An 11900-nucleotide genomic window follows, 5' to 3' on the forward strand; every position below is an offset into this window, starting at 1 on the left:
CCACTACGGGAGACGTCAGATAAAAAAGCCCCGCCGAAAAACGGCGAGGCAAGTTAATGCACTGTGTCAGGCCACAGGCACCGGCGGTAATTTCTTGGTTAGTTTCAGTTTGGCCGATCCGCCATTTCAGCGCGGATCTGTTGGCGCAGCAGGTCAATCGGAACACGCTGCCCGTCACGCTTGAAGCACCAGTATGTCCAGCCATTACAGCTTGGGGCGCCTTCAAGTGCGGCACCTACCTGATGGATAGAGCCCTTAACATCGTCACCAATCAGCGTGCCATCGGCGCGCACCTTGGCCTTGTGGCGGTTGTTCATACTGTAAAGTTCATCCCCTGGTGTAAGCATGCCGCGTTCTACAAGTTGGCCAAAGGGAACGCGTGGTTCAGCGCGTTTAGACGTGCTGACCTGAAGCGATTCACGGTCAAATTTGCGCACTTTGGAAAGACGTTTTTCAGCGACCTTGCGGTAGGCCTCTTCGCGTTCGATCCCGATGAATTCACGGCCTAGTTTCTTCGCCACTGCCCCGGTTGTGCCAGTTCCAAAAAACGGGTCCAGCACCACATCACCGGGGTTGGTTGACCCAACCAGAACACGGTGGAGAAGGCTTTCGGGTTTTTGTGTTGGATGGGCTTTCTCGCCCTCCTCATTCTTCAGGCGTTCATGTCCGGTGCAAATCGGCAAGACCCAGTCACTACGCATCTGCACGCCTTCGTTCAGCGATTTCAGCGCTTCGTAGTTAAAGGTGTATTTGCTGGCTTCTTCTTTTGAGGCCCAGATCATTGTCTCATGCGCGTTTGTGAACCGCTTGCCCCGGAAGTTGGGCATCGGGTTTGACTTGCGCCAGACCACATCATTCAAAATCCAGTAACCGGCGTTTTGCATCGCGGCCCCAACCCGAAAGATGTTGTGATATGAGCCGATGACCCAGATCGCACCGTGAGGCTTCAGCAATCTGCGTGCAGCCTTTAACCAGCCATTGGTAAACTTGTCATAGACAGCAAATGAGGAAAACTGGTCCCATTCATCATCCACAGCATCTACCTTGGAATTGTCGGGGCGGTGCAGGTCACCTTTGAGCTGTAAATTGTAAGGTGGATCAGCAAAGATCAGATCAATAGATCCTTCGGGCAGAGAGTTCATGATCTCTATGCAATCACCATCAAGAATTTGATTCAGAGGGAGCTTGCTTGCCCCTTTTGTATTTGTTTTTACCGTCATTTCCGCCTCTTTGCCCGAGCGTCATTTGCGCTTCGTTTATTTAGGACAAAGATGATTCATTGATGATTCGGCGTCAAATTCTTTTTTGAATCAGTTACTTACTGTTTTGTCTTGATACAAGATATTGTGCACTGGTTTAAAAGAACGTCTATGGTGTGGGGTCACACCCAGATTTCGCAGGGCTTCTTTGTGTGCCGGACTCGGATATCCGGCGTTTGTTTCCCATCCATATCCGGGAAACTGTTGCGCTAAATCCCACATCAGCCGATCACGCACAATTTTTGCCACAATTGAAGCCGCTGAAATCGACACGGATCGAGCATCGCCTTTGACAATTGTTTCGGCAGAAATGGTCACACCGCGCGGAAGCATATTGCCATCAATCAACAAATGGTCCGGTGGTGTCTGCAATCCGGCAATGGCCCGCTCCATTGCCAGATGCGAAGCACGAAGAATATTAATCTCGTCAATCTCTTCCACACTTGCATGGGATACGCTGACATCCGCTACTTTAAGAAGTTCCTCATAAAGCGTTTCACGGCGTTTCGCTGTAAGAACTTTAGAGTCATTCAGCCCGCTGGGAACATTGTTGGCATCAAGAACAACTGCAGCAGCGGTCACAGGTCCGGCAAGTGGGCCGCGCCCGACTTCGTCGACGCCCGCAATGCGGGTTGCGCCACGTAGCAGGGCCGCTTCTTCAAAGGTGTAGTCAGGAATGGATTTTGCCATAGGCAAACATCAACCCTTTAAGCCGGTCCTCTGCAAGAAAAAAAGGCGGAGGCTGGGGACCTCCGCCTTGTCGGCGCAACTGGGCTAGGGACACATTGCGCCTCTGCTCGACCTTAAAGATCATTCATGATCGCGACCGCGCCCAAGGCCGTGCCGGCGGGTAGAAACGCGATACCCCTGGCGGTCGAGACAGCGTGCCGAGTAAACATGGCGGGTACCACGCGGGGTATTCAACTGACGGGCACAACGGTTCGGCAGCCGAATGTTTCCGGCATTGCGGTTCAGACAACGCGCGCCGAAAGCGTCACGTGGGCCGTTATAGGTTTGAAAGGTGCGCAGACATTGCGCTGGCAAAACCGCACGACGGCGATTTTGCGGCCGGTAGTTGCGCTGGTGGATCCCTCCGTCGTTGTAGTACCGATCACCGTATCTGTCGCGCGTTGCCGGCGCGTGCTGTGCCGCCCGGCGATCATTGTTGTTATCAACAGCGGCCGCAATACCGCCAACGATTGCGAGACCAAGCAGGACTTTGGCAATGTCAGAGCCGTCAGCTTTGGCCTGGGTTGCGGTTACACCTGTTATGGCGAGCGAAGCAGCAAGTATTGCTGCAATAAAACTCTTGGTCATTGGTCCATCCTTTTTTTGCACCCAGCGTCGTCGGGCGTGCCAATTTCGATGAACCAAATTTGCAGCAGGGGGCGTCTGATAGACAATGACACCACCATGTTATCGGATAACCTGCACCGCGTTACCCAGTGGCAGCGTAGTTGTTATTGAATATCAGCGCCGCGTTCGCCATTCTCGCCCTCATGATGAAAAAACTTTTCCTGATCCTTGCGCTTCTCAGCGCCTCGCCCGCCAGCGCAGCCTGCTACGCCGACTACAAGGCCAAGCAGGACAATCCGCTTCGTCTGCATTATGGGGTGATTGAATTGCCGGACAGTGCCTGCACCGTGGCCGCTGCGCGGGGACAGATCGCAGCGCGGTTACGGGCTGACGGCTGGAAGTTGCTGAATGTTGTTTCGGTCTTTGACGAAAGCGGGCTGGCAGAACGCAGAGCCAGTGCAGGGCCATTCTATCTTCGTTATTGATAATTGGATTGGCGAAAACGAAGTATTACATGTCTTAAGGTTGGGGGCGCAGTTTCCGGGAAATCTGAGCTGCGGTGCCGGAAGGGCAAAAGGGAATATCCGTGATTGAAACGCAAACAAAGTTAGCTGCTGGCAGATTACACGGCAACCGTACAGTCGTGATCGGGCTTGTGGCGATTGTTACGATTTTGTTGGTTGCTGCGGTTCTGCTGTTTCTCAACCTGCCTGACGCAAATGCCTTTGACAGCCGCGTTGAGCAGATCTTTATTGAAAATGATGACCTGACGTCCACGGCTGAGATCAAGCTGCTGGAGATACTGGCGCAGTCTGGAACCGCCTTTTCCGATACGCTTGCGTCTTACCGGACGATCATTTTCGTTCTGTTGGTTTTCGCCACCTCGTTGCTTATCGCGGCATTGGTGTTTCTGGTCACCATACTCACGCTCAACCGTCGTATGTCAGAGATCGAGCGTGCTGGTATTCAGGTTTCTTCCCTGTTGATCAGCCGCGAGGAAAACACGGTTTATCTGAACAATATGGAATTCAAACTGACCGAAGCCGCGCTTGAGACCCTGTCTGTGCTGGCAGAGGCGCGGATGGATGACGAGGTTTTGTCAGGCGCCGAGATTGAATCGGTGATCACGGGAAAATCAGCGTTTGACTGTGATGAAGCGGCAGGTGCCACCCGGATCAAACGTCTTCGTGATACATTGGGAAATCAAATGGTAAGCGATCTGTTAGTCAAAAACATTGCGCGACGTGGGTACATGCTGGCGATCGAAAAAGACGTGATTAAAATGGTTTAAGCCCAAGCCGGGGCCCTTATCCGTCAAATGCGGCTTCAGAAATACGCACCAGATGCTTGAAGACTCCTTTTCCGCCAACTATTACGCGGCCACCTGTGGCGATCATATGATCGGCATTCTGCTCTTCGACGCACCCGCCTGCCTCAGAAATCAGTAACTGGCCAGCCAAACAGTCCCAGGCATTCATATGTTCCTCGGAATATCCCAGCAAGCGCCCTGCCGCGACATAGGCCAGCGATAACGCACCTGATGCGTTCCGCTGAAAAACGCTGCCTTCATCAAGCAGTGATCTGATGAGTTTGCAGGTCACATCAGGGCTGGTTCGGTTGGAATACCCAACGCCAATTGACCCGTCAGAAAGCCTTTTGTCGGTCGCCATTTGCAACTTTCGACCGTTAAGTGAAGCGCCCTGACCCGCGACTGCAGAATATGTTTCGTCATAGCAGGGATCATAGATAACCCCTAGTTCTGTCTGGCCACTGCGAACACCTGCCAAAACGACCGTCCATATGGGAATGCCGTTCACAAAGTTGGCTGTGCCATCGATCGGATCAATAACCCAGGTGAAACCAGAACTTCCAATTGTCGGGGCGTGTTCTTCGCCGACGATAGAGTCTTCGGGAAACATTTTGCTTAGCTCATCGCGCACAAAAGTTTCGACATCGCGGTCTGCCTGGCTGACGAAATCCTGATGCCCTTTTTCTTCGACAGTCAGACTTTCGAGTTGTCTAAAGTATCGTAGCGCCAACGCACCTGCCGCAGTTGCTATCTCAGAGGCTTTCTCTGCTCTCTCGCTAGTGGGCATCGAACTTCCTTTTTATAGTTTCAACGAGGGCGTTTACTATAAAAACAAACTACTCCAAGCAAACACCGGATAACCATGAAATATTTACCTTCCAATTTGAAGAGATGTTATCAACAGCCCATATTCAGCCATAACGGGAAAGTTTGAGAAAATATTTGGATTCACTAAATGAGAAAAAGAAACACCCATCGAACGCAAATATTTGACCTCTAACATAAATCTTGCTGTGGGAACTCCGCAACATCATGTAAAACCTTTACCAAAACCTTAATTCATCCTATTGCGTTAACGCAAACAATCACGTGATGGTTGTGCGAATGAAACGATTCGGCGAATGAGGAAAATTATGGTTGGCAATCGGTCGGACACAACGACAACATATGTAACGGGTATTACAAACCCGAAGTCAGATCAGCTTAAGCCTGGTGAGGTAGAATTTTCTGATCAGGTAAAATTGGTTGAATCTGCGATTGAGGTAGACTGTCTTACCCTGTGTGCTGAACCAAAAGAGTTTGCTGTCCACACCTTTGTAAAAGCGATTTTTCTGGCACACGCCTATGAAAAAGACGAAGTCATCGCCTACAATATCGCACCATGGATAAACAACTATTGCCGCAAAAACTGCACCACAGCCGAAGCTCTGAACTGGTTTGAAACAGTTATCACTGATGCAAGCAAGATACTTGAATGGTCAGCTCCATCAGTGGCACCGGATAAGCGCGACGATAATCTGGCATTCCGACTGCACGTTAGCAGGGATATCTCGGACTAAGCCCGTCTTTTCCTAAAAGAATATTAACAAATTTATGGTGACCCCGAGTGGATTCGAACCACTGGCCTACCGCTTAGGAGGCGGTCGCTCTATCCTGCTGAGCTACGGGGCCTTTGTTTAATTTCAATCACTTATGATTTACAAAAATATCTTAGTCTCTTTTTAGTCTCTTTTTTCTGCATACATCTAACGATTCACGGCTAGCCACGAACTATACTAGTCGAAACATCCGATCAATTGCATGATTGCTCGAACTAAAAACAAGCTTGCCGAAGATAAAAGCGTACAATGAACAATTTTGGCTAGCACCGTGTCCTAATCGCCAAATTGCCTGTCACCTAGACCAAGCGACAACGTTTCCTCGGTTAAAATTATCCTTTGGCTATGAAGTTTTCTGTTTCCCTCGCCACGAAGCATTTCTGCTGCTAGCCTGATCCCGCCTGGGTATTGTCGTAACCTTGGGCATCGCGATGCTCTTCAGAGATGGAGATATCGTGATGAGGATACTTTCAAAACCCCAGCTGAAGGAGTTGGTTCTTTATTCACCGCAACATGTCGCACGTCTGGAAAAGGCCGGTCAATTCCCCAAGCGGGTACAGCTTGGTCCAAACAGAGTGGGATGGGTAGAGGATGAAGTTCTGGACTGGCTTCAGCACCGGCTGGAGCGCCGAGACGACCTGACCGACACTCCTGAATAGGAGCCGGGTGACCAGATGTGCACATTTCTGGTCACCCATTTTTTAATCATTTGTGAGCAAAACCTCACCATAGGAGACTCTCGTCCAGGGTTCATGATATAGATTGGTCCAAACTTTCGATGGCATCCGTGGTTCTTGTGTGCCTTGAATTACCTGAGTCAGGACAAATGCTTTCGCACCACCACCTTGTGCGCGCATCATTTCCAAAAACCGAGCCTCGTTTGTTCTGTTGGTGAACACCCAAAGCACCAGCAAGCTTGCCTTGAGCCCGTAGTGGGATTTGTAAATCTGCCGTTCAATCAAAAGCCGATACATCTCAATTGAAGACGCATAGCTCTTACGCGCAACTGTGGACGTCTTCGGTTCTGTCCCGCGATCAACCTCGAGCGCAAAGACGCGGTAGCTGCTACCATAATCAAGGGCAAAGAGCTGATCCGGGATAAGTTTTTGTCCGCCAATTGGGATGGCCAGCGAGGCGTCCTTGATTGCGAGGATGTCATGTGCAGGGATATAACGCACACCTTCGCGTGCGGCCGCGATATCGATGGAGCTTGTGACGCACGACGTCATGTACCCATGACCCCAGTGTCCGGTGGGGCGAATCGTGGGCTCTGATATTCCGAGATCAAAAAGATGGTCCTGCGCTTTTTTTGTCAGGTCATAGATGTATGGATTGAACTCCGCGAACTCTGTTGCACGTTGCTGATGTGGAAGTCTCAGGACTCCGCCTGCCCGCAGCTTTTGCATTTGTCTGAGAGCCGTGTCCCTGCAGCGATGCGTGTCTCTGGTCAGCTCGAAGAGATATGCAGAGTTTTGCGGGCCGTGACGCTCTATGTGCTTGAGCCAACGCAGTTCACGCAGCGTAGGCCGCACGCCCTCTTGCGGCGGGATATGATGGAAGGTCGCACGACCCAACCTGTCTGTTTGTTTTTGTGCCTGTCGCATAGGCGTCAGGTTAGCTGGATCTAAAGCTCCGGCGAAGGATTTGTCGGGTCTTCCGGGTCGTTTTTCTCAGGAGGTTTTGGCGGACCATCGCTTGATGTGTCGCTATCTTCTACCTTGCGTTGCCATGGTTCTGCATAGGCCGAACGGCTGTGTGCCTTTATCGCCGCAATTTCTTCTTTTGTGGCACGGGGAAGCTCTTCCATCACAAAGAAGGGAAAGCTGATTGGGACAGCGCGTTCCGTGAGGCCGCGCACGAAGGTTGCAAATGTACCTTTCGGCTGGCGTTGAATGAGATCAGCATCCGCTGACATTTGCCCGGCCAAAGCACGTGCGTCCCGCGCCGAAACACCTCCGGCCAGTTTGATTGAGGTGTTGGCCTCAAAGGCCTCTTGCAGGCCGTTGCTGAGCTGGCCCAGATACTGATGTGCCATAATCATCCCAACGCGGAATTTGCGCGCCTGGCTCAGAATGATGCCGATGTTCTGGTCAAAGTAATCTTGGGCTTCATCGATATAAACCATGGCTGGAAGACGATCGCGGGCTGGTAGCGTGGCGCGTTCCTGAGCAGCCTGGGCAATCAGCGCGATAAAGAACCGTCCGAAGATCTCGGTGCCCTGTTCCTTCAACAGCGACTTTGAGGTGTTGACCAGAATGAGCTTGCCGGCATTGAGTTCGGTAAACATGTCGAACTTCGATTGCGGGTTGGTGAACATCCTCTCAAACGTCTGGTTTTCCAAGACCCCGTACAGGCGACGCAGCACTTGCGTTTTGGTGTTGGTGAACTCTTTGCTGTCAAACTCGGTCTCAAAGAACCGCCGCGGCGTGCCGTCCAGTTTGGCGATGTGATCGCGGTACTTGTCGGTGCCACCGGCCTCCATCAGTTCGCGCAGCGTATGAATGGTGGCGTCAGGAATGTGGAACATCAACCGTGTCACATAGCGAAACACCACACTTTGTTTGGCGGTCATGCCTGCAGACAAAAGCGAGCCCAGCACAAAGTCATAAAGCTCAATAATCGAATTGGTCAGACGCTCACGCTCGAGATCATTGTAGCTGTTGAGCCGGTCCTGGCCGACCGAGAACAGGTTGAGGCTGACGGGGTAGGCAATATCCTCTGGGTCAATCAGTACAATCTGCTCAGGTGGCAGGGTTTTTGCCTTGAGGATCGTATTGATGAGATCGCCCTGGCTATCAATCACCACGACGGATTTGTCGCCCCGCGCCACATCTTCCAGGTCTTTCGCAATGAAGTATTGCAATGTCTGGGTTTTACCATGGCCGGAACCCGCCACGATGTGGGTGTGTTCGAACCTCCTTTCCTCGGGGATGGCGAAGGGCGTTTTGAGCTTGAAAATCTCCTTGAGATAAGTTCCCCGGAGATAGGTCTCAACTACATCGTCGCCCTTAAAGTCGACCGGGTATACTGGGCTGGTACGATGCGTGGCAGTCAGGTTTGCACCAAGCCGTTCCTTCAAGCCTTTGAAGAGCGTGTAGTCGTTGTCCTGGAAAAACGGCGCAATAACATTCTGGATTGCCTGGCCGAGCGGGTGTGTGAATTGAGTCACCCCAACCAACACATCGCCTTCAATCGGCGGTACCGCATTGGCGATCGGAGCCAGTGCTTGGGAGATGATTTTAAGTGCCGTCAACGACATGTTCCGATCGCCGCGCGCCTGGCCAATTCGCGCCAACTGGTCCCTGTAGCGCGCGGCTTCCACCGTATTGTGAAGTGCTGGTGGTCGCGGGATCTCCGGACTGAGCCCTTCATCAGCAAAGATCGCTTTCCCAACCTCGATAAGCTGGATGCGCAAACTTTCCGGAACATCCGGAGGAAAGCTGGATGCCAGCGCAGTTTCTATCTCTGCGTCGCTCAAACGATCACGCCCGCGTCTCGCGTGGCGGTAAAGCGCCATAGTTTCGCGTCGGGCGGAAATTTCCGCCAAGAGTGGACTGTGCCGCAGCAATCGATATCCCGCCCAAACTGGAACCGCGATTAGAAAGAGGGGCGTCATAAGAAAAGCCAGAGACAAAATCAAACTAAGGAGCATCAAGTATATGATGATCTCGCCAATTGCGTAGAACGGGTCACGATCCATCATAGCTCGATAATCCGTCCCTCAGCCGGGTCAGCATTGTCACCGAGCCAGAGTTTCACCATCCGCAGCGCATCGATGAGCGTTTCTTCATATATTTTGGCTTCAGAAGGTGTCGCGCATTTGAACCGGTCAGTCTTACGTCGAACCAGGTGTTTTAGCCGCAGTTCAAACCAGTCATCCGGGTCATCATCACGCGCATTCGCTGGTCGGCGATCCATGATCTTGGTTTCCATGAGATCACGCTGGCGAATGATTTGTTTTTCCTCATGCGTGAAGTCCACACGTACACAAACTTCATGCATGGTGCGCCTAAAAAGGCCACCGACAGTTACGTCATTGTGGGTAATTTTGATCCTCATATGTAAGCCCGGCCCCTTACCATCGATCCCCCATCTCTCGGCGTAAACGGATCTGACGAGCTTTCCGGCGCAAGAGTTGGCCTATCATCACAAAGGCGGTCCCCGGAACGAAGAATATAAATGCAACCGGTGGAAACCAGAAAGCAAAGAGGCCGCAAATGAGAAAGATGAACCCAAATCCGACGAACACCGTACCAAGGAACCCCATGCGCCAGACCTTCAAACATCGCCACTATTATCGGCCCGTCGTTCCAGTGGTACGGTCTCGGGTTGCTTAGGATTGGATAGGATCGGCTCGGACCGATCGACCTGACGAAACCCTGAAGTGGCTTCATCCTTTTGACCAATCGCCGAATCGGAAGCTACAGTCCCATTCAATTTTTCTCGGCTGTTCTTACCCCTGTCACTTTGAGATGAAGCAGCGGTAGATGTGCGAGATCCTCGTCCGCTCTTGGTAAAAAGACCAAAGAAACCGTTTCGACTCGTCTTGCCATTTCCAAGTAACCTTCCTTGCTCGTCGGGTGCCATCTCAGCATAACCAGGGACAGAAAGGACGCCGATCTTTAGTGCTTGCCGCGATACTTTTAGCTGATCTTCCGCGACCCGAAGCATTTTCTTTGTGGCTGTCGCACTATCAAGCGTTGCCATGTAGTGATCCACCATGGCCAACAGTACCAGCCCGACCAATGCGATGATCATACCTGGAATAGCCGCGAGAATGGACGCAGGAATCGCCACACCGTAGCTCTGTCGCAGAGAATAACCCGCGCCCCCTGCGGCCGAGATCGCAATGATCACACCGACGACTAAAAGGCTGGCGCTGACAAGTCCAAGAAAAGCAAGAACGATACGTCCAAAAACATAGTCCATTTTAAAAATCCCCCAGTCAAAAATAGGCAGAGTTTTCCTCCACCATTCCTTATTCAAACTGCATCGTTCTCAAATGGATTCTTATTGTTACTCAAAGCCTAGACGGGCGTAATCAGGAAAGGAACAGTTTCTTTGTATTGGCTTTGCTTTGCAGCAGTTGACTGAGGAAGACGAGCGGTGTGGAGACACCGCGCATATCATCCACGAAAGTGGATGAAGTCATGGCTAAGAAAGCGGGTTTCCTGTTCTGCTATGCTCTCAAGCGTTCAGGGATGTATCCCCATACGTGATCCCCATAGAGGTTGGGGGTGTTCTATGGGGGTATTGATCCGTTCCAATTTGCTGAACTAGGAAAGCTATTTGGCGACAGGTAGCTCGTCTCCTAATGGCGACCTACTCCAACTCATCGCCCCCTAAAGGCTCCAGCAAGCCTGCATCCCGCGCCAAGGCCAGGGCTTCAAAACACGCCAGATTGTAAGGTTCACTTTTCCAGATCGGCGGTTTTTTGGGTACCAGATGCTTAATATCCGGAAACTGTTGCCCGAGGTCTTCAGCTTCGAGATAGGCATTCTTAAAATGCTTTTGCCGTCGCACCATCATGTTGAGGATGGGTTGATCTTCCGCGACAGTCCCTAATGTCTTCAGGATCCTAAGTTGCGCCCCGCGTTTTTGTCCCGCGCTGTCAGGGTTTTCTGTCACGAGAACATCTGGTCTGAACTCACAGATCCAGCGCCGCAGTTTTCTGGCGGCTTGCGCTTCTGTCTTAACCGCTTTGCGTGACGCATCCCAAATGATCAGGTTGCCGTCATCAATAACCACACAGGCCATGCGCCCTGTGCGCACAGCGACCGACAGAACCCGCCCACCCTCACCCGGCATACCGCGGATGGGATTCTTCCTGTAATCTCCGTTCAAGGGCTTTAAGCGTACTGGCTCGGTTAAACCCTCCAGGACGTTCTGCAACCGGATCCGGCAAAGTTTCGAGGTTCTCTGCCAAATCTTTGCGCACCTCAGTAAACATCTCGCCAAAAAGACTTTCAAAGTTGCGCCCGTATATAAGTGAAAGCGCACAGATCTCCTGGATCGTCGGGGGGCGTTCCCCGCGTTCCAACTGGCTGATCTTGTGGTTTGAGCCACCAATCAGGTGACCGCAATCTTCCTGAGTGAGGCCCGACTTTTTGCGGGCGACCTTCAGGTCTAAAATGAACTCTTCAAACATAGCATTGTTTGGTTACTGAATAATGGCCAATAATAACTCCCGCTCTCAATCTACAATACCACCCCTCGGTCGCATTTGATGAAAACGGGTTTTGCCTTTGCCACCGAGGCCGGAGCCGCGAGATACATTGACGCGCGAAAGGGCAAAGCCCGTTTCGCATCTCCCGACCCGAGCCCCGAAGTGGCAAAACCCGTTTTCAAATCCAGAGAGTGTCATTGTCGTCGAATTCACAAACCAAAACCAGACCCCCGCATTCGCAGAGAGTGCGACACCCATCGACTACAAAACAG

The 11900-nt window shown here is 51.7% G+C and carries 14 protein-coding genes and 1 tRNA gene; 4 read left to right on the top strand and 11 right to left on the bottom strand.

Annotated features, from left to right (window positions below):
* Positions 1 to 104: 104 nt before the first annotated feature.
* The 3 genes from MWU63_RS12930 to MWU63_RS12940 all read right to left on the bottom strand — a co-directional run bounded on the left by MWU63_RS12930 (position 105) and on the right by MWU63_RS12940 (position 2576).
* The gene (locus MWU63_RS12930) at positions 105 to 1220 is read right to left on the bottom strand and encodes a site-specific DNA-methyltransferase (RefSeq protein ID WP_213890240.1); all 1116 of its coding nucleotides are present in this window, start codon (positions 1218 to 1220) and stop codon (positions 105 to 107) included.
* A gap of 90 nt (positions 1221 to 1310) precedes the next feature.
* The gene (locus MWU63_RS12935) at positions 1311 to 1949 is read right to left on the bottom strand and encodes a ribonuclease HII (RefSeq protein WP_213890241.1); all 639 of its coding nucleotides are present in this window, start codon (positions 1947 to 1949) and stop codon (positions 1311 to 1313) included.
* Positions 1950 to 2069: 120 nt separating this feature from the next.
* Positions 2070 to 2576, bottom strand: coding sequence for a hypothetical protein (locus MWU63_RS12940; RefSeq protein ID WP_247078128.1), 507 nt, complete (start codon positions 2574 to 2576; stop codon positions 2070 to 2072).
* Between the two features lie 185 nt (positions 2577 to 2761).
* Here MWU63_RS12940 and MWU63_RS12945 point away from each other — a divergent pair, with 185 nt between their 5' ends.
* A complete protein-coding gene (locus MWU63_RS12945) occupies positions 2762 to 3040 on the top strand; it encodes a hypothetical protein (RefSeq protein ID WP_213890306.1) in 279 nt (92 codons plus the stop codon).
* Positions 3041 to 3141: 101 nt separating this feature from the next.
* Positions 3142 to 3846 carry a helix-turn-helix domain-containing protein gene (locus tag MWU63_RS12950; protein WP_247078130.1) on the top strand — a complete coding sequence of 235 codons (705 nt, stop codon included), beginning with the start codon at positions 3142 to 3144 and terminating at the stop codon, positions 3844 to 3846.
* 16 nt (positions 3847 to 3862) lie between these two features.
* On the opposite strand, the gene MWU63_RS12955 is transcribed toward MWU63_RS12950, so the two are convergent.
* Complete coding sequence (locus MWU63_RS12955) at positions 3863 to 4651, bottom strand: inositol monophosphatase family protein (protein ID WP_247078132.1); 789 nt, start codon at positions 4649 to 4651, stop codon at positions 3863 to 3865.
* 334 nt (positions 4652 to 4985) lie between these two features.
* Between MWU63_RS12955 and MWU63_RS12960 the strand changes: the two genes are divergently transcribed.
* On the top strand, positions 4986 to 5423 hold the full coding sequence (locus tag MWU63_RS12960; RefSeq protein ID WP_213890244.1) for a hypothetical protein: 438 nt from the start codon (positions 4986 to 4988) through the stop codon (positions 5421 to 5423).
* Positions 5424 to 5458: 35 nt separating this feature from the next.
* Here the strand turns inward: MWU63_RS12960 and MWU63_RS12965 are convergent.
* Positions 5459 to 5535 (bottom strand) — tRNA-Arg (locus MWU63_RS12965).
* 385 nt (positions 5536 to 5920) lie between these two features.
* Here MWU63_RS12965 and MWU63_RS12970 point away from each other — a divergent pair.
* On the top strand, positions 5921 to 6121 hold the full coding sequence (locus MWU63_RS12970) for an AlpA family phage regulatory protein (protein WP_213887030.1): 201 nt from the start codon (positions 5921 to 5923) through the stop codon (positions 6119 to 6121).
* Positions 6122 to 6163: 42 nt separating this feature from the next.
* On the opposite strand, the gene MWU63_RS12975 is transcribed toward MWU63_RS12970, so the two are convergent.
* The 6 genes from MWU63_RS12975 to MWU63_RS13000 all read right to left on the bottom strand — a co-directional run bounded on the left by MWU63_RS12975 (position 6164) and on the right by MWU63_RS13000 (position 11610).
* Positions 6164 to 7066, bottom strand: coding sequence for a replication-relaxation family protein (locus tag MWU63_RS12975; RefSeq protein WP_247078141.1), 903 nt, complete (start codon positions 7064 to 7066; stop codon positions 6164 to 6166).
* Positions 7067 to 7086: 20 nt separating this feature from the next.
* Positions 7087 to 9165, bottom strand: coding sequence for a type IV secretory system conjugative DNA transfer family protein (locus MWU63_RS12980; protein ID WP_247078143.1), 2079 nt, complete (start codon positions 9163 to 9165; stop codon positions 7087 to 7089).
* The gene (locus MWU63_RS12985; protein WP_247078145.1) at positions 9162 to 9521 is read right to left on the bottom strand and encodes a hypothetical protein; all 360 of its coding nucleotides are present in this window, start codon (positions 9519 to 9521) and stop codon (positions 9162 to 9164) included. Before MWU63_RS12985 ends, MWU63_RS12980 begins: the two co-directional genes overlap by 4 nt.
* A gap of 219 nt (positions 9522 to 9740) precedes the next feature.
* A complete protein-coding gene (locus MWU63_RS12990; protein ID WP_247078147.1) occupies positions 9741 to 10391 on the bottom strand; it encodes a hypothetical protein in 651 nt (216 codons plus the stop codon).
* Between the two features lie 393 nt (positions 10392 to 10784).
* Positions 10785 to 11270 (bottom strand): hypothetical protein, encoded by a 486-nt coding sequence (locus MWU63_RS12995; RefSeq protein WP_247078149.1) that lies wholly within the window; start codon positions 11268 to 11270, stop codon positions 10785 to 10787.
* Positions 11260 to 11610 carry a helix-turn-helix transcriptional regulator gene (locus tag MWU63_RS13000; protein ID WP_247078151.1) on the bottom strand — a complete coding sequence of 117 codons (351 nt, stop codon included), beginning with the start codon at positions 11608 to 11610 and terminating at the stop codon, positions 11260 to 11262. The genes MWU63_RS12995 and MWU63_RS13000 overlap by 11 nt, the downstream gene beginning before the upstream one ends.
* Positions 11611 to 11900: the final 290 nt, after the last annotated feature.

This window comes from Pseudohalocynthiibacter sp. F2068, from assembly GCF_023015645.1.
Lineage (GTDB): Bacteria > Pseudomonadota > Alphaproteobacteria > Rhodobacterales > Rhodobacteraceae > Pseudohalocynthiibacter > Pseudohalocynthiibacter aestuariivivens.

What these genes read in the sequence shown, in the direction of transcription:
- MWU63_RS12970 (WP_213887030.1), top strand. Translation starts at nt 5,921, where the DNA reads ATGAGGATACTTTCAAAACCCCAGCTGAAGGAGTTGGTTCTTTATTCA.
- MWU63_RS12995 (WP_247078149.1), bottom strand. Translation starts at nt 11,270, where the DNA reads ATGCCGGGTGAGGGTGGGCGGGTTCTGTCGGTCGCTGTGCGCACAGGG.
- MWU63_RS12980 (WP_247078143.1), bottom strand. Translation starts at nt 9,165, where the DNA reads ATGATGGATCGTGACCCGTTCTACGCAATTGGCGAGATCATCATATAC.
- MWU63_RS12930 (WP_213890240.1), bottom strand. Translation starts at nt 1,220, where the DNA reads ATGACGGTAAAAACAAATACAAAAGGGGCAAGCAAGCTCCCTCTGAAT.
- MWU63_RS12935 (WP_213890241.1), bottom strand. Translation starts at nt 1,949, where the DNA reads ATGGCAAAATCCATTCCTGACTACACCTTTGAAGAAGCGGCCCTGCTA.
- MWU63_RS12960 (WP_213890244.1), top strand. Translation starts at nt 4,986, where the DNA reads ATGAGGAAAATTATGGTTGGCAATCGGTCGGACACAACGACAACATAT.
- MWU63_RS13000 (WP_247078151.1), bottom strand. Translation starts at nt 11,610, where the DNA reads ATGTTTGAAGAGTTCATTTTAGACCTGAAGGTCGCCCGCAAAAAGTCG.
- MWU63_RS12990 (WP_247078147.1), bottom strand. Translation starts at nt 10,391, where the DNA reads ATGGACTATGTTTTTGGACGTATCGTTCTTGCTTTTCTTGGACTTGTC.
- MWU63_RS12975 (WP_247078141.1), bottom strand. Translation starts at nt 7,066, where the DNA reads ATGCGACAGGCACAAAAACAAACAGACAGGTTGGGTCGTGCGACCTTC.
- MWU63_RS12955 (WP_247078132.1), bottom strand. Translation starts at nt 4,651, where the DNA reads ATGCCCACTAGCGAGAGAGCAGAGAAAGCCTCTGAGATAGCAACTGCG.
- MWU63_RS12945 (WP_213890306.1), top strand. Translation starts at nt 2,762, where the DNA reads ATGAAAAAACTTTTCCTGATCCTTGCGCTTCTCAGCGCCTCGCCCGCC.
- MWU63_RS12985 (WP_247078145.1), bottom strand. Translation starts at nt 9,521, where the DNA reads ATGAGGATCAAAATTACCCACAATGACGTAACTGTCGGTGGCCTTTTT.
- MWU63_RS12940 (WP_247078128.1), bottom strand. Translation starts at nt 2,576, where the DNA reads ATGACCAAGAGTTTTATTGCAGCAATACTTGCTGCTTCGCTCGCCATA.